Raw genomic sequence first — 24,834 nt, forward strand, 5'->3', positions numbered from 1 at the left:
CGTGGAATCCGCCCAGTCCGAACAGTCTGAACAGTCTGAACAGTCTGAGATTTCCGAGCTTTCCGAGCCCCATTTGCGAGCCGTCCTGGCATCCGCCGGACTCGACGTCGAATATGTCAGGGCCGAGCGGAACACCCTCTTCATGCGCGGCGCCGACGGCCACGAGGTACCCGTCGTGGACTACGCGGGCGGCTACGGCTCCCTGCTGCTCGGGCACAACCACCCGGAGATCACTGAGCACGCGGTCAAGGTGCTCGCGGCGCAGCCCCCGGTGCACGCGCAGTTCTCCCTGCACCCTGACGCCAACCAGCTCGCCCTCGCCCTGAATCGCATCATGCGGCGGGAACTCGACGACCCGGAACCGCACTTCGCGATCTTCGCCAACTCCGGCGCCGAGGCCAACGAGGCAGCCATCAAGCACGCCGAACTGGACCGTGTGCAGCGGCTGTCGGAGCTCACCGAGGAGATCAGCGCGGGCATCGAGTCCGTACGGGCCGCCGTACGCTCAGGCGCCGCCACCGTGCCGGACGCCCTGCTGGAGGCCGTCACCCGGCACAACGCCGAGCAGCTGTCCAGGCCTCCGCTCTTCCTGGCCCCCGAGGGCTCCTTCCACGGCAAGCTGGTCGGCAGCGTCCAGCTCACCCACAACGACGGCTACCGCGCGCCGTTCAAGGCACTCGCCGCCCAGGCCAGGTTCATCCCCCTCGACGAGCCCGGCGCGCTCCAGCGGATCGTCGACGCGGAGCGGAGCGTCCTGCTCGGCCTCACGGTCGAGGACGGAACGGTCCGTGTCACCGAGCACGAAGCGCCGGTGTTCAGCGCCTTCCTGCTGGAGCCGATCCAGGGCGAGGGCGGCATCCGCGAACTTCCGGCCGACTTCGTCCAGGAAGTCCAGCGGGTCTGCGCCGCGATCGACTGCCCCGTCGTGGTCGACGAGATCCAGAGCGGCATGGGCCGCACCGGCACCTTCCTGGCCAGCACCCAGCTCGGTCTGCGCGGCGACTACTACACCCTGGCCAAGAGCCTCGGCGGCGGCCTCGCGAAGATCTCGGTCCTGCTGATCCGGCAGTCCCGCTACCGCGGGCAGTTCGAGCTGGTGCACAGCTCGACCTTCGCCAAGGACGGGTTCTCCACCCAGATCGCCCTCAAGGTGCTGGAGCTCCTGGAGGCTGACGACGGCCTCGTCTACCGGACGGCCGCCGAGCGCGGCGCGCGCGTCCAGGCGATGCTCGAAGCCGTACGCGACGACTACCCCGAGGTGGTCAAGGACGTACGAGGCAGGGGCCTGATGCTGGGGCTGGAGTTCCACGACCAGTCGCAGGCGGCCGTCCCTGCCATCCAGGGGGCCGCCCAGGCCGGGCTGTTCGGCTATGTGATCGCCGGACATCTGCTGCGTGGCCACCGCGTCCGTACCTTCCCGACCGCCAGCGCCGCGAACACCCTGCGCTTCGAACCGTCGGTGCTGCTCACCGACGACGAGATCCAGCAGCTGGAGACAGCGCTCAGGGACACCTGCGACATCATCCGCGGCGGCTACCAGCGCCCCCTGTCGCTGCCCGCCGAGTAAGCGAAGTAACCATCGGAGTACGCGGATTAACCAGATGTCCGGCGTACCGAAGTCGTGGTACGAACACGGCCATGGAGATCCGACGCGCACAGACCACCGACGAACTGCTCGCGGCCACCCACCTCTTCGACACCCCGGTACGCCCCGAGTGGGCCCAGCGCTTCCTGGACGCGGCAGGACACCACCTCCTCCTCGCCTACGACGGCGAGGGGGATGGGGAGGGTGCGACTCCGGTCGGCTTCGTCAGCGGGATCGAACTCGTCCACCCCGACAAGGGCACCGAGATGTGCCTGTACGAGCTCGGCGTGGACGAGGCCTTCCGTCGCCGTGGCATCGGCCGCGCCCTCGTCGCCACCCTGGAGGGCCTCGCCCGCGAGCGGGGCTGCTACGACATGTGGGTCGGCGTCGAGCCGGACAACGAGGCGGCGCTGGCTACCTACCGCTCGGCGGGCGGCAAGGATGACGCGGCGTTCGCCATGGTGCTCTGGGAGTTTCCGCACGGCGCGTTCACGTCTTGACGTGGGTGAGGTGTGCGTAGACGACGGTGTTGCCCTCGTAGCCCGTCTCCGCTCCCGCGTACTCGCCGCCGCAGGTGATGACCCGCAGCTCGGGGCGGTCCGCCTGGCCGTACACCGCCTCGTCGGGGAAGGCGTCGCCTTCGTGCAGTTCGACGGCGTCGACGGTGAACACGGCGGTACGCCCGTCGGCGCGCTCCACCTCGATGGTGTGGCCCCGGCGCAGCGAGCCGAGCTGGTGGAAGACGGCGGGCCCGGTGGCGGAGTCGAGATGGCCGACGGTCAGTGCGGTACCGACGGACCCTGGCGTGGTGCCGTCCTGGTACCAGCCCGCCAGCTCGGCCGCGCTGTCCGGTGGGGCGGCGAGGGTGCCGTCCGGCTGGAGCCCCAGGTCCATCAGCGAGGTGTCGACCGCGATGGCCGGAATCCGCATGCTCAGCGGGCGCGCGGGCGGCAGCGCGAGGGGGGCGTCCGACGAACCGTCGACGGCCATGGCGGAGTCGCCGGGCACCGGGGCCCGCCGCTCAGCGGCGGCGGGCAGATGCGGTGACCGCTCCTGGGCCCTGACCCCTTCGGCCATCAGCCAGCCGCCGACCAGCACGGCCAGCGAGGTCAGCCCGGCCAGCGGGGCCTTGGTCCGGGGTCCCCGGTACGAGGAGCGCATGCGCTCACCTCCGTACATACGTGTGAGGTCAGGTGAGTTCAGGTCGGGTCGGGTCAGTGCGGGTAGATGGCCCGGCGGGTTCGGCGGTTTCGGCGGCGGATCAGCCAGGCACCGCCGATCCCGGCTGTCACCGCGAGCGCCGCGCCCCCGGCGATCTGCTTCTGGGGGTCAGGGCCGGGTTCGGTGACCGGCCCGCCGCCGAACCCGGCCCTGACCTTGCCGCTCGGGTCGGTGGTCGGGGCGGTGGTCGGCACGGACGTGGGAGACGTGGGGGACGCGGTGGGAGTGGGGGGCGGCGTACGCGTGGGGCTTGGCGTGCCCGTCACCGTGACCCGCTGCGCCCCCGCCGACTGCCCGCCCGAGCAGACCACCGCCACCGTGTACGTACCCGGAGCGACGTCTGGCCAGGACGCGCGCAGCGTTCCGCCGCTCCCCGTGAGCTCCGCCTGCCTGCCCTGCGCGAAGCTGCCGCGCCCCGGGCTCAGCAGCGCGGCCCGCCCGCCGTCCGGGCAGGAGCCGGTGCTGACCCGGACCACGGAACCGTCCGCCGTGACACTGACCCCCGCACCATCCCCGGCCCCGCCGGCAGGCCGCGCACCAGACCCGGACCCGGAATCCGACCCGAACCCGCTGCCCAGAACCGCGAACAGCGCGAGCGGCACCCCCACCGCCACCGCGCCGACGCCGACCGCGACGGCAGGACCGAAGCGCCGAAGCGGCCGGGATGTCCGGGTGGTGCGCATAAGCCTGCCCTCCACAACCGTGCCCTGACCTGAACCTGTCCGTCTCCCTTGAGCCAAGGCGCTCCGGCCACATCCCGCATGCGCAGGGCGCTCCCCCCGCCCTGTGTGGGTGACGGGATCAGCCGGATGGCCCCGTATACGGTGGTGTCCATGCCGCAGCCGCCCCCACCCGACACCCGCTTCGAGCCCCCCGAGCCGCTGCGGAAAATGGTGGAGAGCCACCAGGTGCACGCCGCCCTGGAATGGCTTGAGGTGACTCCGCCGCACGTCATCGCCGACGAGCTGGCGCGGATGGACGCGATGAACGCGGGTATCGCCTTCCGGCTGCTCGACAAGGACCGCGCGCTGGACGTCTTCGAGGAGCTGGAGCCGGTCGACCAGCAGCAGATCCTGGAGGGCCTGCGCGACCACTCGTTCCTGGAACTCGTCGAGGCGATGGACCCCGACGACCGGGCCCGGATGCTGCGCGAGGCGCCCGCCAAGGTCGCCAAGCGGGTCCTCGCGGGGCTGAGCGCGCACGAACGCCGGATGACCTCCGCGCTGCTCGGCTACCCCGAGGGCTCGGTCGGCCGCTATATGACCCCCGAGTTCGTGGCGCTGTCCCAGGACTTCACGGTCGAGGAGGCGCTGGCGACCGTACGGGCCAAGGGCGCGCACGCGGAGACCGTCTACACCCTCCCCGTGGTCGACCAGGGCAAGCGGCTGACCGGCGTCGTGGAGCTGCGGGAGCTGGTGCTCAGCCCGCCCGACGCGATGGTCTCCGAGCTGGTCGTCACCGAGCCGATGTCCGCGCGGGCCACCGAATCGGCCGAGGACGCGGCCCGGCTGATGCGCGAGACCAACGACCTCAACCTGCCGGTCGTCGACAGCGAGAACCGGCTGGTGGGCCTGCTCACCATCGACGACGCGGTGGAGGTCATCGAGGCCGCCGACACCGAGGACGTGGCCCGGCAGGCCGGTGCCGCGCCCTGGTCGGGCCACTACATGGCCGCGTCGGTGTGGCAGCTCGCCCGCGTCCGGGCGCTGTGGCTGAGCCTGCTCCTGGTCGCCGCGACGCTGACGGTCAGCGTGACCCAGGCGTTCGAGGGGACCTTGGAGCAGGTCACCCAGCTCGCCATGTTCATCCCGCTGCTCATCGGGGCCGGGGGCAACGCGGGCGCGCAGGCCGCCACCGCCTGCGTCCGCGCCCTGGCCGTCGGCGAGGTGCGCGGCTCGGACCTGCTGAAGGTGATCGCGCGTGAGTGCCGGGTCGGTCTGGTGCTGGGCGGGCTGCTCGCGGTACTCGGTCTGGCCGTGGGTACGGTCTTCGCCAGCGCCAAGATCGCCCTGGTCGTCGGGATCACCCTGGTGCTGATCTGCGGCTGGGCGGCGACCATCGGGGGCACCATGCCGCTGCTGGCGAAGCGGCTGCGGATCGACCCGGCCGTGGTGTCGGCGCCGATGGTCACCACGCTGGTCGACGCGACCGGCCTGATCATCTACTTCGTCACGGCCAAGGCCGTACTGGGTGTCTGACGCGGGCTCCAGCGCGCCTTGAGCGGGTACGGGGAGCCTGAGCGGCGGTCCTTACGCCACCGGAAGGGAGCTGCCGTGACTCAGGCGGTCCAGGCAACGTACAAGCAGGTCACAGGAGACCTCTACGCCGAGGTGCAGACGTTCTACGCGTGGCAGATGCGGCGCGTGGACGCACTGGACATCGAGGGGTTCGCGCAGACGTTCACCGAAGACGGCGAAGTGGTGCACGCGGGCGGGCAGCGGCAGCGTGGGCGGGCCGAGATGGTGGCCGGGATGCGGGCCGCGCTGCCCCGCTACCAGGACATCGCCGTACGGCACTGGTTCGACCATCTGCTGATCGAGCCCGACGCGGATGACCCGGACACGCTGTACACCTCGTACTACACGCTGGTTACCCAGACCGACCGTGAGGGCAAGGTCAGCTTCCAGCCGACGTTCACCGTGGCGGACGTGCTGATCCGTCAGGACGGCCGACTGATCACCCGGTCCCGGGTGATCACCAAGGACACCCCGGTCGCGCCGCCCGCTCCCGAACTTTCCTTCTGATCCCAGACGTACTGATCCCAGACATACGGAAGGGGCCCCGGTATCGGGGCCCCTTCCGTATGTGGTGCGTCAGTCGATCCCCCGGCAGATGTGCGACTCCGCGGCGCCGCTGTCCGTCTCACCGGCCAGCAGCCAGTGCGGCGGGTCGGAGTCCAGTCGGTCCAGGTCCTCGGTCAACTGCTTGAAGTTTCGGCCGGGTTCGCGCTCGGCCAGTGCTGTCGCGGTCATGTGAGTGGTCCTTACGTCGAAGGTCTGTCTGGTCTGTCTGTCTGGTCTGTCAGGCATGGCAGGCGGGCGGCCTGCCGTGGTACGCGACCATGTCCCCGAAGGCGGTGGGCACGTCGATCGGGGCGCCGGGCGGCAGGCCGTCCAGTTCCGCGTAGGCCCGGTGCAGATTGGCCGCCAGGCGCTCGGAGTCGACCAGCGGAGCGAACGCGCCGAGGTCAGCGCGGGACGCCGCCGCGAGCGGGGTCAGCCCCTCCCGTACGCCGTCCTCCGCGATCCGCTGAAGCCAGCGGAGGTACGCCCCGGTGGCGTCGAGCAGCTCGGTCCCGCCGACCGGGCCGTGCCCCGGGACCACCGTGCGGGCGCCCAGGGCACGTAGCTCGTCCAGCGCCCGCAGTGAGCCCGTGATGGTGCCGAACAGCACGAACGGCGTGACCCCGGACCACACCACGTCCCCGGTGAACAGCACCGAGCGCTCCGGCACCCAGGCGACCACGTCGTGCGCGGTGTGCGCGGGCCCGACGTCGATCAGCTCGACCCGCAGCCCGCCCGCGCGCAGCGTCATCGAGCCCTCGAAGGTCAGGTCGGGCAGCATCAGCGGGGTCTCGCCCCACCGCACCTCCGGCCAGATGTCACACACCCCGAGCCCGGCCTCCTCTGAGTCGGCGCGGGTGCCCTCGTGGGCGACGACCACGGCCTTGGGCGCGAACTGCCCGTTGCCCAGGGTGTGATCGCCGTGGAAGTGGGTGTTGACGACGAAGTCGGGGCCGCCGGGCACGACGCGCTCCACCTCGTCCCGCAGCCGCCGGGCGCGGGCCTCGGTGGCCGCGGTGTCCACCAGGACCGTACGGTCGGCGCCGACGATCAGCCCCGCGTTGTTCAGGCACCAGCCGCCGTCCGGCTGGACGAACGCGTGCACACCGTCGGCGAGTTCCGTCAGTGAGCCATGCGGTGCGACGGTGGACATGGACACGGACATGGACTGAGCCGAGTCGAGCGTCATGCGGCCGCCGCCTCGGCGACAGCGGGCAGGCTGGTGAACCGGCCCTGGTGGAAGACCAGCGGGTCCGAAGCGCCGCTCCCACCGCTGAAGGCGACCACCCGGCCGATCAGCAGCGCGTGGTCACCGGCCTCGTACGTCGCCTCCAGGGTGCACTCGAAGTACGCCTCGGCCGACGGGATCACCGCACTGCCGGTGACCCCCTCCACCGCGCCGAGCCGCGCCATCGCGGCCTCGCCCTCCAGACGGTTCGGGCGGCAGAACTCCTGGGCCAGCGGCCGCTGTTCCTCGCGCAGCACGTTCACCGCGTAGGTGCCGCTCTGGGCGACGCGCGGGCGCATCCGCCCGTCCGCCTTCACCGACACCAGGATCAGTACCGGGTCCAGGGAGACCGAGGTCAGGGAGTTGAGGGTCATGACGATCGTGTCGTCGCCGCTGCCCTGGGTGAGCAGCGTGACACCGGTCGGGAAGCGGCCCATCGCGCCGCGGAAGGCGGCGACGTCGGGCCCGGCGAGCACGGCTCCGGTTACGGGTGTCATCTGGTGTACTCCGTCTCAGTAGAGGCCGACCTCAGTAGTTTCCGAGTCCGCCGCAGACGTTGAGCGCCTGTGCGGTGATCGACGCGGCGGTGTCGGAGGCGAGATAGCCGACCAGGCCGGCGACCTCTTCGGGCGTGGAGTAACGCCCGAGCGGGATCTTGGCGTTGAACTTCTCCTGCATCTCCTGCTCGCTGACGCCGTAGTGACCGGCGTAGCCCTGGCGTACGCGCTGGGCCATCGGGGTCTCCACATAGCCCGGGCAGACGGCGTTGACCGTGATGCCGGTGGGGGCCAACTCCTTGCCGACCGCCTTGGTGAAGCCGACCACGCCGCTCTTGGAGGCGGAGTACGGGGCGGCCAGTTCCACGCCCTGCTTGCCGCCGGTGGAGGCGATGTTGATGATGCGGCCCCAGTCGCCGTCCCGCATCCGGCCGGTGCTCAGCACCTCGCGGGTGACGCGGAAGGTGCCGTTCAGGTTGGTCTCGATCACGTCGTCCCAGAGCGCGTCCTCGATCTCGGCCGTCACCCCGCCGCCACCGCGGCCCGCGTTGTTGACCAGGATGTCGATCCGCCCGTAAGTCTGTACGGCCTCCTCGACCGCGGCCCGGATCTGCTCGACGGAGGTGACGTCGCACACCGCCCCGGAGACCTCAAGGCCCTCTTCACGCAGCCGCTTGACCATCGTACGGACGGCGTCGTCGCCGCGCGCCACACCGAAGACCGCGTCGCCCCGCCGGGCCAGCGACTCGGTGACGGCCAGGCCGATTCCGCTGGTCGCGCCCGTGACGAAGGCGACCCGTCGTCCCGTGTCTGTCATCGTGACATCCCCTCGCGTTGGTCCTCGTGATGATGCGTCGTGCCCGCTTCACGAGGACCGTGAGCCGGACACCTTGGAAATCCCTCGATTCCCGGCGGAGTCTGCCTGGGTCGAGCGCCGCTCGACGGGAGGCCTAGGGCGACGGGCCAGGGTGGGGCACCCTGCCGAAGCGCGCCGAGAGCCGTGCGCAAGCGAACGAGGAGGGCTCGTGTCCGAGCAGACGATTCCGGACGTCCGCAAGTCGGTGACCGTGGCGGCCACACCGGACGAGGCCTTCAAGGTCTTCACCGAGCGGCCCAAGGACTGGTGGCCAGCCACGCATGTGCTGGTCAAGAAGGAGCGGGCCGGGCTGGCGTTCGAGCCCGGGGTGGACGGGCGCTACTACGAGTGGGACGTGGACGGTACGGAGATCGCCTGGGGCCGCGTCCTTGAGTGGGAGCCGGGCCGCCGCGTCGCCATGACCTGGCGGATCAACCCGTACTGGCAGTCCATCCCCACCGACGAGGGGGCCAGCGAGATCGAGGTCGACTTCGAGCCCGTCGACGAGGGCCACACGAAGGTGACGCTCGCCCACGTCAAGCTGCACCAGCACGGTGAGGGCGCGATCAACATCTTCAAGGCGCTGGACGGACCGTCACCCGGCGAAACCCTGGAGCGCTTCGCCCAGCTCTTCTGATCTTCTGAGGCATGCGGAAGCACGCGGCCAGACGGGCCCCCGGCGAGTACGGCGCCGGGGGCCCCGCCGCGTCCGGCCCCAGGCTGGCCCGCGCCCGCCCCGGCCGGTCCAGCCGTGGGCAAGCCGCCTTCGAGGCGGTACCCGCACCCTCGGTGGACCGACCGTAAGGTCCGGGTCCGTCACCACTGGAGGTCACGACGATGCCTGCCGACACCGCCCCCGACACCGGCCTCGCCGCGGCCGCCGAGAAGGTACGTATCCTCGCGGCCCAGCACGCGGCCGCGGCGGACAGCGACCGCAAGCTGGCCCGCGAGGTCACCGAGGCGATCCAGGAGGCGGGCTTCGCCCGGCACTTCGTCGCCTCCCGCTGGGGCGGCGCCGAGGGCTCCTTCGGCGAGCTCACCCGAGCGGTGATCACAGTCGGCCAGGGCTGCGCGGCCACCGCCTGGTGCGCCTCGCTGGCCGCGTACTCGGCGCGCTTCGCCTGCCACCTGCCCGACGAGGGGCACCGCGCGATCTGGGGCGAGAGCCCGGACACGGTGGTGGCCACCGGGCTGATGCCCGCCGGGCAGGCCCGCGCCGTGGACGGCGGCTGGCAGCTCAGCGGCCAGTGGAGCTACGTCAGCGGTATCGACTTCGCGGACTGGGTGCTGCTCTGCGCCGCGCTGGCGGGCACCGAAGGCCCGCCGCGGCTGCGCTTCTTCGCGCTGCCCCTGGACAGCGTCACGGTGCGCCAGACCTGGGACAGCGTCGGCATGCGGGCGACCGGCAGCCACACCGTCGAGGTCGGCGACGTCCTCGTACCCGAGCATCTCTCCTTCGACCGTACGGACATGCTGCGGGGCCACCACGCCACCTCCCAGGTCCCCTCCCACCGGGTGCCCTTCCAGGCCGTGGGCGGGCTCACCTTCATCGCGCCGGTGGTCGGGGCCGCGTATGGCGCGCTGGAGGCGTGCGGCGAGACGGTCACCGGGCGGCGCCGCGTCCCGTCCAACGAGATCAAGCTGGTCCGCGCGTCGGGCCGGATCGACGCCGCCCGGCACCTCGTCGAGCAGAACGCCGAGGTGATCGACGGCCGCCAGTTCACCCCCGAACTGATGGCGCGCAACGAACGCAACGCCACCTACGCGGCGGAGATCCTGCAAGAGGCCGTCAACCTGCTGATCAAGGGCGCGGGCACCGGCGGCCTCGGCGAGTCGCACCCGCTCCAGCGCTTCTGGCGCGACGTCACCTCCGCCACCAGCCACGTCGCGCTCCAGTACGACACGGCGGCACGCAAGAACTACTCCGCGGTCCTGCTAGGCCCCGAGAAGTAGCGGTCAGCCTCAAGGAGCGGGCGACCCGGTCTCCATCGCCCGTGCCTACCGTGAAGCGGCCGGTAGCGGCACATGGCGCATGGCAATGGTGCATGGCAATGGCGAATGGTGAACGGCGAATTGTGGAGGTGTCATCTTGTCTGCCCCTCAGGAAACGGATGTGTATCCCTTCCCCGGGTCGACGTACCGCGGGCCCGCCGCGCGGTACGCGCGGCTGCGAGCGGAGCAACCCGTGGTCAAGGTCCGTACCGCGGGCGGCGTCGACGCCTGGCTGGTGACCCGGTACGAGGACGTGCGTGAGCTGTCCGCCGACAACCGGCTCAGCCGGGCCCAGGCCTGCGGCGACGGCGCGCCCCGGGTCGGCGGCACCATGCACACCACGCCGGAAATGATCATCTCCCTCGACTCGCCCGAGCACTCCAGGCTCCGCAAGCTGGTGGCCGGTGCCTTCACGATGCGCCGCGTGGAGCGGATGCGGGACGACGTTCAGAAGGTGTGCGACGAGCTGCTGGACGACATGCTGGCCAAGGGCGGACCGATCGACCTGGTGCAGCAGCTCACCGTGCCGCTGCCGCTGACGGTCATCGGCGAGCTCCTCGGCGTACCGCCGCAGGACCTGCGGGACTTCGAGAAGTGGGCGCGGGCCTTCGCCACGGTCGACGACCGGGCGGGCGGCGAGGAGTCCCTGAACGGTCTGGCGAAGCTGAGCGAGTACATCGTCGGGCTGATCGCCGACAAGCGCGAGAACCCCACCGACGACATGCTCTCCGAGCTGATCGCGGCCCGCGACAACGACGACCGGCTCAGCGAACAGGAGCTGGTGACGTTCGGGTTCACCCTGATCGGCGCGGGCTTCGACACCACCGCCAACCAGCTCGCCAACTCCGTACTCGCCCTGCTGGCCGACCACCACGACCAGTGGCAGTGGCTGGTCGAGGACCGGTCCCGGATACCGGTCGCCGTGGAGGAACTGCTGCGGCACGTCAACCTCTTCGCCACCGACACCTCCGGGTTCCCGCGGATCGCCGCCGAGGACATCGAGGTGGGCGGGGTGGTCATCCCCAAGGGCGACGCGGTCCTGCTGGCGCTGGCGTCGGCCAACCGGGACGGGGACGTCTTCACCAACCCCGACCAGCTCGACCTGGCCCGTACCCACAACCCGCACATCTCCTTCGGGCACGGCGTCCACTACTGCCTCGGCAAGCACCTGGGCCGCATGGAGATGGAGATAGCCCTGGACGGACTGCTGCGCCGCTTCCCCGACCTGCGCCTGGCCGTGGCGGAGGACGACCTCCCCTGGCACGACGGCGAGATCAACCACACCCTCACCTCGCTCCAGGTGACGTGGGGCTAGCGGGCCGCGCCCGAGGGCAGCGGGGGTAGGCCGGTGGCCTACCCCCGCCCCAGCACGTCCAGGTCGTCCTCGCGGACCAGGTTGAAGCGCAAGGCCAGCGAGACCAGCACCTCCTTCTTCCCGTGCAGCCGCGGCCCCGTCTCTTCCTCGTCCGGCCCGGGCTTGAGCCGCAGTTTCACCGCCAGGTAGTCGATGCTCCAGTTCACGGCCGTACGGGACACGTCGGGCCACACCGGGCGCAGCCGCTGGACGACCTGGTCGGCCGTGGGGACGGGCGCGTGCGGGACGCCGCGCAGGCGGGGCTCGCAGAGGGCCGCGAGCACCATGAAGTACCGCTTGCTGTGGTCGAGGGGGAAGCCCAGGACGGTCGACGGGTAGGCGGGGGCCGAGGCCGAAGCGGCGGCGGGCTTCTGGCCGCTGGCTTGCTCGGCGGCCGCGGCGGCTGCGGCGGCCTCGGCGGCGGCCGCGTCGTGATCCAGGTACTCGTGCCGTGGCGCCCATACGTCGAAGCTGAGGAATTCGTCGGCGGCGGGCAGGACGACGCGGGAGAACTCGAACGGCACGGGCGCGCCAAGCCGCCCCGGCGCGACCTTCATGTGCTCGCCCGCGCCCTCCGGGTTCTCCACGACGTAGGTGGCGGTACGGCTGAAGTTGCTGAGCGTCCAGAAGGTCTCGGCGGCCGTGATGCTTCCGGCCTTACGGGACACACCGTGGTGCGGGATGCTCAGCTGCCGGGCGCCCTTCTCGGCGGGCAGGGCACGGCCGAAGCGGAGTACGTCCCCTGGCTCCAGCCGGATCTGCTCGCTGGGCTGGGCGCCCGCCATGGGCACGACAATGATGTTGACCACCTGGGTAGCTCCCCTTCCGCACCGTACGGTCATGGTAGGCGGGGATCGTGCAGCTCAAACGCCGGGCGGGCGGAAATCAGCCCGCCCGGCGTCTGTCTGCCCGGCTGTTGTCGGTTCTCCGGTTGTCCGGTTCAACCCAAGGGTCAGTCGGTGCTGTTGGCGACCGGGCCCATCAGCGCGAAGCGCGCGCCCTGCTGGTCGCTGACCAGCGCGGAGCGGCCGAAGGGGCTGTCGGACGGCTCACGGCTGACGCTGCCGCCCAGCTCCCTGACCTTCTCGACGGCCGCGTCGGTGTCGGACACCGAGAAGTAGACGAGCGCGTGCGCCGGGATATCGGCGGGCATGCCCTCGCCCATCTGCAGCCGGGCCGCGCAGGGGTACGGCTTGTCCGGCAGGGACCACAGCTTGAAGTCGAACGGCTCCTCGGAGACCTGCTGGCCCGCGTAGCCGAACACGGCCTCGTAGAAGGGGTCGACGGACTCCTTGTCCCGGGTGTAGATCTCGGGCCAGAAGAACGAACCCGGCTGCCCCTGGATCTCGAACCCGCCGCGCGTGCCCGCCTGCCAGGCGCCGAACGCGGCGCCCCCGGGGTCGGTGGCGAGCAGCTGGTACCCCACGTCGCCGACCTTCGTCGGGCCCGCGTCGACCTTGCCGCCCGCGGCACCGATCCGGCTGGCCAGCTCCTCCGCGTCCGCGGTGGCCAGGTACAGGGTCCAGGCGGCGGAGGCGCCGGTCTGGCCAGGGAGTAGGCCGCCGACGCTCTTGCCGTCCTTCCGCACGTCCGTGTAGAAGCCGTAGTCCTCGGTTCCCCCTTCGAAACTCCAGCCGAACAGGGCTCCGTAGAAGTGCTTTCCGGCCTCCAGGTCGGGAACGGACAGTTCCACCCAGCAAGGGGCTCCCGCTTCGAACTCGGTCATGTCCTGCCTCTCTCGTCTCTGACACAGCTCCCCGTGAGCCGGACGCTAGTGGTCCGCACTTGAGCCGTGGACGAGTCAGGTCCCTATCGGGTACCGGTGGACACCCTCCTGGCCACGCTGCGCACGCTGATGGGACCCTGCGGCACGCCGCCCTCTTCCAGAGTGACGAAGGCATGCGCGGTGGTAGCGAAAGTGGCGAAACCGCTGCCGGTGATCCGGCCCATGTGGATGGCTTGGACCGTGCCGAGGTAGGCGCCGTCCTCGCGGCCCGGATGCGTCACATAGAAGGAGAAGGTGCCGTTCCCCATCTCCTTCCAGAACCCGGTTCCCCGGTACTCCGGCTCACCGTCCTCACCCAGTGGGCCCGTGGCGGTGAGCTGGTGGTCCGGGTGGAAGACGAAGCGCGGGGTGGTGCTGGAGGTGTCACCGTCGGACGTGGTGACGGTGACCGTGAGATCCCAGGTTCCGCCCAGCGAGGAATGGCTGGGCGCGGTGTTCTGGGCGGTCGAAGACGCCGCTGTTCCCGTGCCGAGTACCGTGGCAATCAGGAAGAGCCAGACACCGAGCAGACGCAGGGTGAGGGTGCGCGGGCGGCGGCGTACGGCGAAGGTCCTCGCCTCAGGCATGAACAGGCCTTTCTCTCTGGTCTGTTACGGACGAACCCGCTCGGCCACACTGCGCACGGTGATCGGGCCCAGCGGCGCGCCGCCGTTCTCCGGGGTGACGAACGCGTGGGCGCTGGTGGCGAAGCCGCTCCTGGTGACTCGTCCCAGGTGGACGGCCTGGACGGTTTCGGCGTACGGGCCGTCGTCGCCGCCCGGATGCATCACATAGAACGAGAAGGTGCCGTTCCGCTTCTCCTTCCAGAACCCGGTGGTCTCGTCCACGGGGTTGCCGGGTTCGTCCGAGGCCGCGGCGCTCAGCGTGTGGTCCGGGTGGAAGATGAAGCGGGGCGTGGCGACGTCGATGCCGCCGTCGGGGGTGTGGATGACGACCGTGAGGTCCCAGGTACCGGCCAGTGACGGCCGCGCGGTGGCGGTCGCGGCACGGTCGGCGGTCGATGACGTGTCGGATGGCATGGTCGATGACGCGGCCGTTCCCGTGCCGAGCACGGTCGCGACCAGGAGCAGCCAGACGCCCAGTACGCGCAGGGTCAGGGAGCGGCGTGGGCGGCGGCGCGCGGTGGCGGTTCGCGCCTCAGGCGTGGGCGACATGGACGGGCCTCTCTCTGGGAGCGGTCACGGGGGCAGGGGCAGGGGCGGGGGCGGGGGCGCGCTGGTACTGCTTGAGGTCGAAGCCCGGGGCTCCGACCTCCTCGGGGGACAGGTCCGTGCCACCGGCGAGCAGCCGCCGGGCGATGCCGTGGTCGGCGGGCCGGTTTACGGACTCCACGCCCACCAGTCGCCCGGCCTGGAAGCAGAACACCGAGAAGCGGGCCTCACCCGGGTCACCGGCCAGCACCACCTCGTCGTGGCCAGCGGTCAGCCCGGCGATCTGGAGCCGCACCGCGTACTGCTCGGACCAGAACCACGGGACCGCGGTGTACGGAGCGCCCTCGCCGCAGATGTCAGCCGCCACACACCGGGCCTGGTCGGAGGCGTTCTGGACGGACTCGATACGGGTATGGCCGCGGGCACCCGGGCGCGGGAAGCGGGCGCAGTCGCCCACCGCGTGGATGGCCGGGTCGCTGGTGCGCAGCCGTTCGTCGACCACGATGCCGTCGCCCACGACCAGATCCGCCTCCGCCGCCAGTTCGGTGTGCGGCAGTACGCCGATGCCGACCACGACGAGCTCGGCCGGGATGCGCTCCCCGCCGTCCAGCTCCATGATCTCCACCTGGCCCGAGGGGTCTCCGTGCAGGGCCGCCACCTCGCGGCTCAGCAGCAGCCTGACCCCCTGGCGGCGGTGCTCGTCGGTGAGCCAGGCCGACATCTCCGGGGTGAGCGCACGGGCCAGCGCCCGTGACTGCGCCTCCACGACCGTGACCTCGTGGCCCAAGGTACGGGCGGTCGCGGCCAGTTCGAGCCCGATGAAGCCCGCGCCGACCACGACGAGATGGCGGGCGGGCCCGGACAGCTCCCGCCGCAGCGTGTGGGCGTCCCGCAGGCCGCGCAGCGCCAGTACGCCGGACAGCCCGGCGCCGGGGACCGGCAGCGGCCTGGGCCGTGCGCCGGTCGCCAGGACCAGGTGGTCGTAGGGCAGCGCGGCCCCGGACTCCAGGTGCAGGACCCGGCACTCGCGGTCGATGCGCTCCGCCCGGTCGCCCGGCACCAGATCGATGCCCTGGGTGGCGAAGAAGGACGCGGGCCGCAGCTCCAGGTCGGCCGGGTCGGTGGCTCCGGTGGCTCCGGTGAGGAAGCCCTTCGACAACGGCGGCCGCTGGTAGGGGAGTACGCACTCGTCGCCGACCAGCGTGATCCGGCCGGAGAAACCACGGCCGCGCAGCGCGGCCGCGGTCTCCAGGCCGCCCTGGCCCGCGCCGACGACGACAACTCGGGGTGAGGTCATCAGCTCTGCGCCTCCGGAAGGTGGACCACCAGGCCGTCGAGCGCGTCGGTGACCGGCAGCTGGCAGCTCAGGCGGCTGGTGTCGCAGCGCGGGACGGCCGTGCCGTACAGCACGTCGTCCTCGACCGAGTCCATCTCCGGCAGCGGCAGCGTGTTGTCCTGGTCGATGAACACATGGCACGTTCCGCACTGGGCGGAGCCGCCGCACTGGGCCTCGATACCGTCGATGTTGTTGAGCTTCGCGCCACGCATGACCGTGTTGGGCGCGTCGAGGTCGACGACGGTGACGGTCCCGCCGGGGTGCTTGTAGGTGATCTTCGCCATGGCGCTCCCTCGTGGCTGTCGCGTAGGTGGTGGCGTAAGCAGTCGTAGGAATTCGGCCGACCGTCCGGAAAGGTCCCGGTCGTTCCTGGGGGCATGGTGGAGAGGCTCTGGAGAGCCCTTCGGGACGCGCGGAGGGCTCCACCGTGCCGCTATCGGAGGTCGATCGGCGGGGCCGACCGTCGGTCCATGAGCGCTGAGACCCTGCGTCCCCCCGCACCGTCCGCCCAGGTGGGCCCCCGGCTCGGTCTGGTGCTGGTGGCCTGCTGCCTGGGCCAGTTCATGAACGTGCTGGACGCCTCGGTGGTGAACGTGGCGCTGCCCGTCATCGCCGAGGAACTGCGCTTCGACCGGCACAACCTCCAGCTGGTCAACAACGCCTACACCGTGGTGGTCTGCGGCTTCCTGCTGCTGGGCGGGCGGCTCGCCGACCTGTTCGGACAGCGCCGGATCTTCCTGTCCGGGATCACGCTGTTCACCCTGGCCAGCACCGTGGGCGGGCTGGCGAACGACCCCGGCACCCTGATCCTGGCCCGCGCCTTCCAGGGCCTTGGCGCGGCCATCATGGCCCCCGCCACGCTGACGGTGCTGGGCACCGCGTTCACCCAACCCGGCGCCAGGGCCAAGGCGTTCGGCGCGTGGAGCGCCGTGTCGGGGGCGGCCGGGGCGGTCGGTGTGCTGGCCGGAGGAGTGATCACCGAGTGGTTCTCCTGGCGCTGGATTCTGCTGATCAACGCGCCCATCGGGCTCGCGCTGTTCGCCCTGGTCTGCTGGGTGGTCCCCGAGTCCCGGAGCCGCCGTGGCCGACGCGGCCTGGACGTACCCGGCGCGGTGACGGTGACCCTGGGACTGATGAGCGCGGTGTACGGGGTGTCCGAGTCCCATACGTACGGCTGGAGTTCGGCCCGGGTGCTGGGGCCGCTGCTGGCCGGTGGCGTGCTGCTGGGGCTGTTCGTCCTGATCCAGGCGAAGGTCGCCCGGCATCCTCTGGTGCCGCTCGGCATCTTCCGTAACCGCGCGGTGGCCAGCGCCAACCTCGTCGCCTTCTTCGGGATCGCCGCGCTCTTCAGCACCTTCTACTTCTTCACCCTGCTGCTCCAACAGGTGCTCGGCTACAGCCCGTTGCGTACGGGACTGAGCTATCTGCCGATGTCGCTCGGTATCGCGCTCGGCGGCTGGGGCATCTCCTCGGTGGTGCCCCGTATCGGACCGCGCCCGGTGCTGCTCTCCGGTCTGAGCCTGTCCAGCGTCGGCCTGTTCTGGCTGTCCCGCGTCGACGAGACCTCCGGCTATGCCGCCGATGTGCTGGGCCCGGCGCTGTTGCTCGGCTTCGGCATGGGTGTCGTACTGAACGCCACCACCAACGCCGCCACCGCCGGGCTCCCCGCCGAGCAGGCGGGCATGGCGTCCGGGCTGCTCAACACCACCCGCCAACTCGGCAGCGTGGTCGGCCTGGTGACGCTGGCGGCGCTCTCCTCCGCCCGCATCGACCGCGCGATCGAGGGCACCGAACCCGGCACCGCCGCCGCACGTCACGCCCTCGCCTCCGGATACGGCCTGGCGCTGACCGGCGCGGCACTCTTCGCGGCCGCCGGGCTGCTCGCCGCCCTCGCGGTACCGGTCCGCAGGCGTTCCAGGACTGCTCAAGGCGAACGGGAGACGCTGACCTCCTGACGAGAACGGAGGTTCCCGATGGCGACGACCTGGCCAGGCACCACGTCCCCCGACACCCTGCGCGAGTTCTACACCCAGCACATCACCTGGGCCCCCAGCACATCCGGGCCGCTCGAACACGCGACGATCACCGTGCCACGCGACTACGCCGACCCCGACGGCGAGCGGATCACGCTCGCCCTCAGCCGCCGCCGCGCCAGCGACCCGGAGCGCCGCCGCGGCATCCTGCTGGCGGTCAACGGCGGCCCCGGTGGGGACTACGGCCAGGGCCGGGCGCTGCCCGACGCCTTCGCGGACACCCCCGTACACGAGGTGTACGACCTGATCGGCTTTGACCCGCGCGGCATCGGTGACTCGACCCGGCTGTACGCCGAAGTTTCCGTGCCAAAGGCGCCGTTCGACTCCCGCCCGCCGGACTCGGCCTTCGAGACGCTCGCCGAGGACATGCGTCAGCGGGAACTGGCCTGCCAGCGCGCGGGCGGCGAGCTACGCCGCCACATCAGCACCCGCAACACGGCCCGCGACATGGACGTGATCCGCGGGGCGCTCGGTGAGCCACGGCTCAGCTTCGTGGGCTACGCGTACGGCGCCTACGTCGGCGCGGTCTACGGCAGCCTCTTCCCCGACCGGCTCGACCGCAGCGTCCTGGACTCCTGCGTCAACCCGGACTGGACCTGGCGCGAGCAGTTCCTGTGGCAGGGGGACGCGGTCCAGCGCAATGTCGAGAAGTGGGCCGACTGGACCGCCAGGCGCGACGGCCACTTCGGCCTCGGCGGCACGCCACAGCAGGTGCTGGCCACCGTGGAGGAGGTGGTGGCGCGGCTCGACGCGATCACCGAAGGCCCGCAGCTGCGCACCCTGCTTGACGGAGCCGTCGGCAACCGCGCCGGAGACCGCGGCCAGTGGGCCCAGCTCGGCACGCTCGTCGGGGCGCTGCGCACGGCGGCGGCCGACGGCGACGCGGGGGCCTGCCAGGAGCTGCTGTCCCAGCAGGGGACCTGGCGCGCCTCGGACAGCGAGGGCGAACTGCGCATCGGCGTCCTGGAGGCCATCACGCTGGAGCACGCCTGGCCGCCGGACCTGAAGGTCTACTACGACGACATGCGGGACTTCCGTCAGCGCTTCCCGTACGGCTACGGGGTGCTGCGGGCCCAGCCGTGGGTCGGCGCCTTCCGCACCTTCACGGCCCCCGAGGAACCGGTGGAGATCGTGCGCGACGGCTACCCGGTGGGGCTGGTGGTGCAGGCCGACGGCGACCCGATGGACCACTACGCGGGCGGGGTCGCGATGGCCGAGCGCCTCGGCCACCATCTGCTCACCATCGAGGACTCGGGCGAGCACGAGGTGTACGTCCTCGGCGGTAACCCGCACGTCGACGCCCTCGTCCACCGCTATCTGGCCGACGGCGAACTGCCACCGCCGCTCACGACCTGCCCCGGTCGCACCCCGCGTCCGGACATCCCGGAAGACGGCGCCTGACCTGCACGTACAAGCGGGAGGCCCGGCCTGGATATCCAGGCCGGGCCTCCCGCTTTCCCCGTACGGGATCACCAGGTGAGCGGCATCTCCCACAGCCCGTAGATGACCGCGCCTTCCTTGCGCGGGATCTCCAGGAAGGGCTTGGCCAGCTTCAGCGTCGGAATGCGCTGGAACAGCTTGCTCCAGACGATTTCCAGCTCAAGCCGCGCCAGGTCGGCCCCGATGCAGTGGTGCACACCGTGCCCGAAGCCCAGGTGCTTGCGGCTGCCCCGCGTGATGTCCAGCTTCTCCGGCTTCGGGAAGACCTCCGGGTCCCGGTTGGCGGCGAGCCCGAGCATCAGGATGCCGTCGCCCTTGCGGATGACCTGCCCGGAGACCTCGATGTCCTCCAGGGCGACGCGCGGCACGGCGGTGTCGCCGATGGTCGCCATCCGCACCAGTTCCTCGACGGCGGGCTTCACCAACGTCGGGTCGTTCTTGAGGAGTTCGAGCTGGTCCGGGTTCTCCAGCAGACAGGCGGTGCCGAGCGAGATCTGGCTGGCCGTCGTCTCGTGACCGCCGTTCATCAGCAGCCGGACCATGTTGAACAGATCGCGGTCGGTGTACTCCTCGCCGGACGCCTCGTAGTCGTCCATGGCGCGGCTGAGCAGATCGTCGCCCGGCTCGCGCTTCTTGAGCTGGATGAGGTCACTGACGTACGCGTTGACCTCGACGATCGCCGCCTGCCGCTCCTCGGTACTGCTGTGGCCGCCGAGCAGGGCCGTGCCGTGCTTGATGAAGAAGTCGTGCTGGTCCTGGGGGATGCCCAGCAGTTCGCAGATCACCGTCATCGGCACGGGCAATGAGAACACCCGGTGGAAGTCCGCGGGCGGCTCCAGAGCGAGCAGCTTGTCGATGTGCTCGTCGACGATCTCCTCGATCCGTGGGCGCAGCCGCTTCACCTGCCGGCTGGTGAAGGTGAGGGCCGCCTTGCGCCGGGTGCTGCTGTGCTCCTTGCCGTCGTACCCGATGAAGGAGGTCTCGGTGCGGTACTCCGGCGGGGCGATGAAGTAGAAGGGGAAGTTGTCGTGCTTACGGGAGGCGCTGAGCCGTGGGTCGGTGAGCAGTTCGCGGATCGTGTGGTAGTTGGTGACCGTCCATATGCGCAGGCCCGAACCGCTCAGGGTGACCTGTGAGACATCCTGCTCGGCCATCTCCGCGTACTCGGCCGGAGGGGTGAACGGGCAGGTGCGCGCGTACGGGAAGGTCTTGGTCTCCGCCGGGGACTCCGGCTCGGTGGCGCTGGTGGTCACTGTCAGTCCTTTCCGATCAGTTCCGATCAGTTGGCGATGTCCATGCCGCCGTCCACCGTGATGATCTGGCCGGTGACCAGCGCGCTGGCGGGCTCCGCGAGCCGGGTGATCCACGGGGTGATGTCCTCGGCGTCGGCGATCCGGCCCAGCGGTACGGAGCAGACGACGCCCGCGAAGAGCCCCTCGACCTGCTCCTGGCTCAGCCCGTTGGCGGCGTACGCGTCGGTGCGTACGAAGCCGGGGGCGACGGCGTTGACCCGGATGCCGCGCGGTGCGAGCTCCGCCGCCCAGCTGCGGGTGAAGCTGTGCACCGCCGCCTTGCTGGCCGAGTACAGCGAGCTCTCCGGGCCGGGGTTGTGCCCGCCGCGGCTGGACACCATGACGATCGCGCCGCCCGGTGAGCTCAGGTGCGGGAGCAGGTGCTTGGTCAGCAGGACGGGGCCCAGGACGTTGGTCTCCAGCACCTCCTGGGCGGTGGGGATGTCCAGCGCCGCGAGGGGCGTGAAGCGGAAGACTCCGGCGTTGTGCACCAGGACGTCCAGCGTGCCGTCGCCCTCGCGTACGGCTTCGGCTACGGCCTCGGCGCCCGCCTCGGTGGTGACGTCGGCCGTCACCCCGGCGATCGCCGGGTGGAGTGCCGCGACCTCGGCGAGGCGTTCCTTCCGGCGACCGGTGATGATCACTCGGGAGGCGCCCAGGCGGGCGAAGTCCAGGGCGGCGGCGCGCCCGATGCCGGTGCCTCCCCCGGTCACGACGACGGTCTTATCGGCAAAAGGCTGGTCCGACATGGCAGTTCCCTTTCTCGGCCGGGCTGCGGTCTCGCCGCCAGTACACCCGTGCGGACTGGGGCCCTGGTTGAGTGGCTCTCAGCTCATCCTCACCAGCACGGTGCCGCTGTACTTGCGTCCGAGCAACGACACGAACGCCTCCGGGAGTTGCGGCACCCCGCCCTCGACGACCGTGTGCGGGAACACGATGCGGCCCTCGCGCAGCCATACGCTGAACTGGCTGTTCCAGTCCTCGATCTGGTCGGGGGTGTGCAGGGTGGCGAAGCCGCGCAGCGTCAGCCCCTTGGTGATGGCGGACATCAGCGCCAGTCGCGGGCTGCCGCCATCGCCGCTGCCGTGCTGTCCGGCCAGCGCACCGCACAGCGCGAACCGCGCGCCCAGCGACGCCACCTGGACCGCGGCCTCGAACTGCTCGCCGCCGACGTTGTCGAAGACCACGTCCACGCCGTCCGGGGCCAGTTCGGCCAGCTGCTCCGCCACCGGTCCGTCGTGGTAGTCGAAGGCGGCGTCGAAGCCGAGCTCCTTCACCAGGAAGTCGATCTTCTCCGGGGACCCGGTGCTGCCGATGACCCGCTTGGCCCCGCGCGCCTTGGCGATCTGCCCGGCCAGGGCGCCCACGCCGTTGGTCGCGCCGGACACGAAGACCACATCGCCCTCGCGTACCTCGGCGGTGCCGACCATGCCGTGCCAGGCGGTCGGGCCCTGCGAGAGGAAGTACTCGGGCCCGGGGAGCAGCGAGCGCTCGCGCCGGAAGAACTCCTGGGCGCTGCCGACGGCGTAGTCGCGCCAGCCCGCGAAGTGCTCCACCAGGTCGCCCACGGCCAGTTGCGGGCTGTTCGACCTGACGACCGTGCCGATGGTGCGGCCCCACATGGCGACATCCGGCTGGAAGACCGGAATCGGCAGCTTCGTGTCGGGGTTCATCTGGTCGCGGGCTACCGAGCCCAGGGTCATCCAGTCGTTGCGTACGACGACCTGGCCCTCGCCGGGCTCCTCCAGCGGGCTCTCGGCGAGCGCGAAGTGGTCGAGGGTGACCTCGCCTTCGGGGTACGCGGCGAGCCGGACCTCGCGGCTGGTGGCGGGCAGCTGTTCGGCGGTCATGGGTGCTCCTTCACAGTTCGACGTCAGAGTTCGACGGGCAGGGCGAGCAGGTTGTGGTTGACGTCGCCGATCCGCCAGCGCAGCGCGTGCTCCGGTACGGCGAGGCGGGCGTCGGGAAAGCGCCGGGTGAGTTCCTCGATGGCCACGGTCAGTTCGAGGCGGGCCAGCGACGCGCCCATGCAGCGGTGCGCTCCGTATCCGAACGCCAGGTGCGGGTTGTCGGCGCGGGCGAGGTCGGCCCGGTCGGCGTCGGGGAACACCGAGGTGTCCCGGTTGGCCGAGGTGAAGGCGAGGAACACCGCGTCCCCGGACGGGATGGTGACCTCGCCGATGGTCACGTCCTCGGTGGCGATCCGGGGGAGGCCCGACGTGTCGTTGCCGTTCAGGTTCACGGTACGCAGCAGCTCCTCGACGCACCGAGGGATCTCCTCGGGGTGTGCGCCGAGATGACGCCAGCTGCCCGGGTGGTCGACGAGCAGCGCCAGCGCGAAGTTGCCGAGCTGGCCCGCCGTGGAGTCGAACCCTGAGCCGAGCAGCGTGAAGGCGAGGCCGACCAGCTCATCGAAACTCAGCCGGTCACCCGTGTCGGACCGGGCCGCGATCAGAGCGGACAGGACGTCGTCGGCCGGGTCCTGCTGCTTGGCCGCCACCAGACCGGCCAGATAGCCGCCGATCTTCTCACCGCCCTCGGCCGCCTGCTCCTCGGGCGCCGAGGTGTCCGCGAACTGCCGGACCCAGCCGTGGAACTGCTCCCGGTCCGGCTCGGGCACCCCGAGGATCTCGCAGATGACCCCCAGCGCCAGCGGCGCCGCGAACCCGCCGACGAGGTCGGCCCGCCCCTCACGCTCCAGCACGTCCAGACGCGCGTTCGCCAGCTCCCGCACGCGCGGCCGCATCGCCTCGACGCGCGCCGGCGAGAAGGCCTGCTCGGCCAGAGCGCGCAGCCGGGTGTGATCGGGCGGGTCTATCGAGATGATCACGCCGGGCGGGACCTGGAACAGCCCCTTGAACGTGGGGGCGTCTGGCGCGTAGCTGGCGGCCCGGCTGAACCGCGGATCATCAAGGACCGTACGGATGTCCTGGTGGCGGGTGACCAGCCAGGCGCGGCCGCCGCCCGACCAGGCCACCTCGGCGACGGGACGCTCGGCACGCAGCCGGGCGAAGAGCGGGGCCGGACCACGGTAACTCGACCCGGGGAAAGGAAAGTCGGGAAGCTGATCGCGGGTTCCGGGCGCGGGGTGCGGGCAGGTCATCGCGGCCCCCTCAGCGCAGCGGCCGGAAGAACGAGCGCAGCTCGTCCACCAGCAGCGTGGGCTGCTCCAGGGCCGGGAAGTGGCCGCCGCGCTCGTGATCGGTCCACCGGCGCAGATCGGTGAAGCGGCCCTCGCACCAAGGGCGCGGTATCCGGCCGTCCTTGGGGAACAGGGCGCAGGCCGTGGGAACGTCCACCTGGCCCAGGGCCATCTTGTTGTGGCTCTCCCAGTAGATCCGGCCGGAGGACGCCGCCGTCCCCGCCAGCCAGGACAGCGTCACCGCGTCCAGCAGCCGGTCCCGGGGGATCACCTTCTCCAGGTCGCCGTCGTGGTCACTCCAGGACCAGTACTTCTCGATCATCCAGGCCAGTTGGCCGACGGGGGAGTCGGTCAGGCCGTAGCCGAGGGTCTGCGGGCGGGTTGCCTGGATCACGGAGTAGCCGCCCTCGTACCGCTGGAACTCCTTGAGCCGTCCCAGACCCGCCCGGTCCGCCTCATCCAACTCCACCTGCTCCTGCGGCGGTTTGGCGAACGGCATGACCAGATGGATGCCCGCGAGACGCGCCGACTCACTCTCGCCCAGCACGCCGGTCAGAAACGACCCCCAGTCGACGCCATGTGCCGCGTACCGGGGGTAGCCAAGCCGGTCCATCAGCGTGGCCCAGGCCGCGGCGGTGCGCTCCACGGTCCAGCCGGTGCGGGCGGGCTTGTCGCTGAAGCCGAAGCCGGGCAGCGAGGGGCACACCAGGTGGAAGGCGTCGGCGGGGTCCTCCGGGTCGGTCAGCGGCCGGACGACGTCCAGGAACTCGACGACCGACCCGGGCCAGCCGTGGCTCATCAGCAGGGGCATGGCCCCCGGGTGCGGGGAGCGGACGTGCAGGAAGTGGATGCCCAGGCCGTCGATCTCGGTGCGGAACTGCGGCAGGGCGTTCAACCGCCGCTCGGTGGCCCGCCAGTCGTACGACGTCTGCCAGTATCCGGCCAGATCCCGCAGGTAGGCCAGCGGCACCCCCTGCGACCAGTCGTCGACGGTCTCCGCCTCCGGCCAGCGGGTCCTGGCCAGCCGGTTCTCAAGGTCCTGCAGATCCGTGTCGGGAAAGCCGATCCGGAAGGGCGTGACGGCCGTACTCATACGACTTCCTCCTGGCTGCTGCCGAAGTCTGGGGCGGCGTCACGC

The 24,834-nt window shown here is 71.1% G+C and carries 26 protein-coding genes; 9 read left to right on the top strand and 17 right to left on the bottom strand.

Annotated features, from left to right (window positions below; genetic code table 11):
- Nucleotides 1-73 precede the first annotated feature (73 nt).
- The gene (locus tag GCN81_RS12575; RefSeq protein ID WP_231626672.1) at nt 74-1,567 is read left to right on the top strand and encodes an aspartate aminotransferase family protein; all 1,494 of its coding nucleotides are present in this window, start codon (nt 74-76) and stop codon (nt 1,565-1,567) included.
- A gap of 71 nt (nt 1,568-1,638) precedes the next feature.
- A complete protein-coding gene (locus GCN81_RS12580) occupies nt 1,639-2,085 on the top strand; it encodes a GNAT family N-acetyltransferase (protein ID WP_156724647.1) in 447 nt (148 codons plus the stop codon).
- On the opposite strand, the gene GCN81_RS12585 is transcribed toward GCN81_RS12580, so the two are convergent.
- Both GCN81_RS12585 and GCN81_RS12590 read right to left on the bottom strand, forming a co-directional pair.
- The gene (locus GCN81_RS12585) at nt 2,075-2,746 is read right to left on the bottom strand and encodes a class F sortase (protein WP_156724648.1); all 672 of its coding nucleotides are present in this window, start codon (nt 2,744-2,746) and stop codon (nt 2,075-2,077) included. The two genes, GCN81_RS12580 and GCN81_RS12585, sit on opposite strands and share 11 nt — an antisense overlap.
- 53 nt (nt 2,747-2,799) lie before the next feature.
- Complete coding sequence (locus GCN81_RS12590; protein WP_156724649.1) at nt 2,800-3,489, bottom strand: hypothetical protein; 690 nt, start codon at nt 3,487-3,489, stop codon at nt 2,800-2,802.
- Between the two features lie 150 nt (nt 3,490-3,639).
- Here GCN81_RS12590 and mgtE point away from each other — a divergent pair, with 150 nt between their 5' ends.
- Entirely contained in the window at nt 3,640-5,004 is a 1,365-nt protein-coding gene (mgtE, locus tag GCN81_RS12595; protein ID WP_156724650.1) for a magnesium transporter, read from the top strand.
- A gap of 75 nt (nt 5,005-5,079) precedes the next feature.
- Complete coding sequence (locus GCN81_RS12600) at nt 5,080-5,550, top strand: nuclear transport factor 2 family protein (protein ID WP_231626673.1); 471 nt, start codon at nt 5,080-5,082, stop codon at nt 5,548-5,550.
- Between the two features lie 69 nt (nt 5,551-5,619).
- Here the strand turns inward: GCN81_RS12600 and GCN81_RS12605 are convergent, their stop codons facing one another.
- From GCN81_RS12605 to fabG, 4 genes are read right to left on the bottom strand one after another with little or no spacing between them, the layout of a single operon-like run.
- A complete protein-coding gene (locus GCN81_RS12605) occupies nt 5,620-5,778 on the bottom strand; it encodes a hypothetical protein (RefSeq protein ID WP_156724651.1) in 159 nt (52 codons plus the stop codon).
- 49 nt (nt 5,779-5,827) lie between these two features.
- A complete protein-coding gene (locus GCN81_RS12610; protein WP_231626675.1) occupies nt 5,828-6,778 on the bottom strand; it encodes an MBL fold metallo-hydrolase in 951 nt (316 codons plus the stop codon).
- The gene (locus GCN81_RS12615; RefSeq protein ID WP_156724652.1) at nt 6,775-7,314 is read right to left on the bottom strand and encodes a flavin reductase family protein; all 540 of its coding nucleotides are present in this window, start codon (nt 7,312-7,314) and stop codon (nt 6,775-6,777) included. The genes GCN81_RS12610 and GCN81_RS12615 overlap by 4 nt, the downstream gene beginning before the upstream one ends.
- 31 nt (nt 7,315-7,345) lie before the next feature.
- Nucleotides 7,346-8,131: a 3-oxoacyl-ACP reductase FabG gene (gene fabG, locus GCN81_RS12620; RefSeq protein ID WP_156724653.1), complete on the bottom strand. Its 786-nt coding sequence runs from the start codon at nt 8,129-8,131 to the stop codon at nt 7,346-7,348.
- Nucleotides 8,132-8,339: 208 nt separating this feature from the next.
- Here fabG and GCN81_RS31830 point away from each other — a divergent pair, with 208 nt between their 5' ends.
- From GCN81_RS31830 to GCN81_RS12635, 3 genes are all read left to right on the top strand, one after another.
- A complete protein-coding gene (locus GCN81_RS31830; protein ID WP_197287594.1) occupies nt 8,340-8,807 on the top strand; it encodes an SRPBCC domain-containing protein in 468 nt (155 codons plus the stop codon).
- A 200-nt stretch (nt 8,808-9,007) separates the two neighbouring features.
- Nucleotides 9,008-10,123 (top strand): acyl-CoA dehydrogenase family protein, encoded by a 1,116-nt coding sequence (locus GCN81_RS12630; RefSeq protein WP_156724655.1) that lies wholly within the window; start codon nt 9,008-9,010, stop codon nt 10,121-10,123.
- A 136-nt stretch (nt 10,124-10,259) separates the two neighbouring features.
- Nucleotides 10,260-11,477, top strand: coding sequence for a cytochrome P450 (locus GCN81_RS12635; RefSeq protein ID WP_156724656.1), 1,218 nt, complete (start codon nt 10,260-10,262; stop codon nt 11,475-11,477).
- A gap of 38 nt (nt 11,478-11,515) precedes the next feature.
- On the opposite strand, the gene GCN81_RS12640 is transcribed toward GCN81_RS12635, so the two are convergent.
- The 6 genes from GCN81_RS12640 to GCN81_RS12665 all read right to left on the bottom strand — a co-directional run bounded on the left by GCN81_RS12640 (nt 11,516) and on the right by GCN81_RS12665 (nt 16,073).
- Nucleotides 11,516-12,325, bottom strand: a complete 810-nt coding sequence (locus tag GCN81_RS12640) for an FHA domain-containing protein (RefSeq protein WP_197287596.1) — start codon at nt 12,323-12,325, stop codon at nt 11,516-11,518.
- Between the two features lie 143 nt (nt 12,326-12,468).
- Entirely contained in the window at nt 12,469-13,242 is a 774-nt protein-coding gene (locus tag GCN81_RS12645; protein WP_156724657.1) for a VOC family protein, read from the bottom strand.
- Between the two features lie 83 nt (nt 13,243-13,325).
- Nucleotides 13,326-13,868: a hypothetical protein gene (locus tag GCN81_RS12650; protein ID WP_156724658.1), complete on the bottom strand. Its 543-nt coding sequence runs from the start codon at nt 13,866-13,868 to the stop codon at nt 13,326-13,328.
- 24 nt (nt 13,869-13,892) lie between these two features.
- The gene (locus tag GCN81_RS12655; RefSeq protein ID WP_156724659.1) at nt 13,893-14,456 is read right to left on the bottom strand and encodes a hypothetical protein; all 564 of its coding nucleotides are present in this window, start codon (nt 14,454-14,456) and stop codon (nt 13,893-13,895) included.
- The gene (locus tag GCN81_RS12660) at nt 14,440-15,750 is read right to left on the bottom strand and encodes an NAD(P)/FAD-dependent oxidoreductase (RefSeq protein WP_156724660.1); all 1,311 of its coding nucleotides are present in this window, start codon (nt 15,748-15,750) and stop codon (nt 14,440-14,442) included. The genes GCN81_RS12655 and GCN81_RS12660 overlap by 17 nt, the downstream gene beginning before the upstream one ends.
- Nucleotides 15,750-16,073: a 2Fe-2S iron-sulfur cluster-binding protein gene (locus GCN81_RS12665; protein WP_156724661.1), complete on the bottom strand. Its 324-nt coding sequence runs from the start codon at nt 16,071-16,073 to the stop codon at nt 15,750-15,752. Before GCN81_RS12665 ends, GCN81_RS12660 begins: the two co-directional genes overlap by 1 nt.
- Before the next feature lie 186 nt (nt 16,074-16,259).
- On the opposite strand from GCN81_RS12665, the gene GCN81_RS12670 reads away from it, so the two are divergent.
- Both GCN81_RS12670 and GCN81_RS12675 read left to right on the top strand, forming a co-directional pair.
- The gene (locus GCN81_RS12670) at nt 16,260-17,744 is read left to right on the top strand and encodes an MFS transporter (protein WP_197287597.1); all 1,485 of its coding nucleotides are present in this window, start codon (nt 16,260-16,262) and stop codon (nt 17,742-17,744) included.
- A gap of 18 nt (nt 17,745-17,762) precedes the next feature.
- Complete coding sequence (locus GCN81_RS12675) at nt 17,763-19,223, top strand: alpha/beta fold hydrolase (RefSeq protein WP_156724663.1); 1,461 nt, start codon at nt 17,763-17,765, stop codon at nt 19,221-19,223.
- A 68-nt stretch (nt 19,224-19,291) separates the two neighbouring features.
- On the opposite strand, the gene GCN81_RS12680 is transcribed toward GCN81_RS12675, so the two are convergent.
- The 5 genes from GCN81_RS12680 to GCN81_RS12700 all read right to left on the bottom strand — a co-directional run bounded on the left by GCN81_RS12680 (nt 19,292) and on the right by GCN81_RS12700 (nt 24,789).
- Nucleotides 19,292-20,515 (bottom strand): cytochrome P450, encoded by a 1,224-nt coding sequence (locus GCN81_RS12680; RefSeq protein WP_231626677.1) that lies wholly within the window; start codon nt 20,513-20,515, stop codon nt 19,292-19,294.
- A gap of 26 nt (nt 20,516-20,541) precedes the next feature.
- Entirely contained in the window at nt 20,542-21,303 is a 762-nt protein-coding gene (locus tag GCN81_RS12685) for an SDR family NAD(P)-dependent oxidoreductase (RefSeq protein ID WP_156724664.1), read from the bottom strand.
- A 78-nt stretch (nt 21,304-21,381) separates the two neighbouring features.
- Nucleotides 21,382-22,404: an MDR family NADP-dependent oxidoreductase gene (locus tag GCN81_RS12690; protein ID WP_156724665.1), complete on the bottom strand. Its 1,023-nt coding sequence runs from the start codon at nt 22,402-22,404 to the stop codon at nt 21,382-21,384.
- A gap of 23 nt (nt 22,405-22,427) precedes the next feature.
- Complete coding sequence (locus GCN81_RS12695) at nt 22,428-23,657, bottom strand: cytochrome P450 (protein ID WP_156724666.1); 1,230 nt, start codon at nt 23,655-23,657, stop codon at nt 22,428-22,430.
- A gap of 10 nt (nt 23,658-23,667) precedes the next feature.
- The gene (locus GCN81_RS12700; protein WP_156724667.1) at nt 23,668-24,789 is read right to left on the bottom strand and encodes an epoxide hydrolase family protein; all 1,122 of its coding nucleotides are present in this window, start codon (nt 24,787-24,789) and stop codon (nt 23,668-23,670) included.
- Nucleotides 24,790-24,834: the final 45 nt, after the last annotated feature.

The organism is Streptomyces apocyni (assembly GCF_009739465.1).
GTDB lineage: Bacteria > Actinomycetota > Actinomycetes > Streptomycetales > Streptomycetaceae > Streptomyces > Streptomyces apocyni.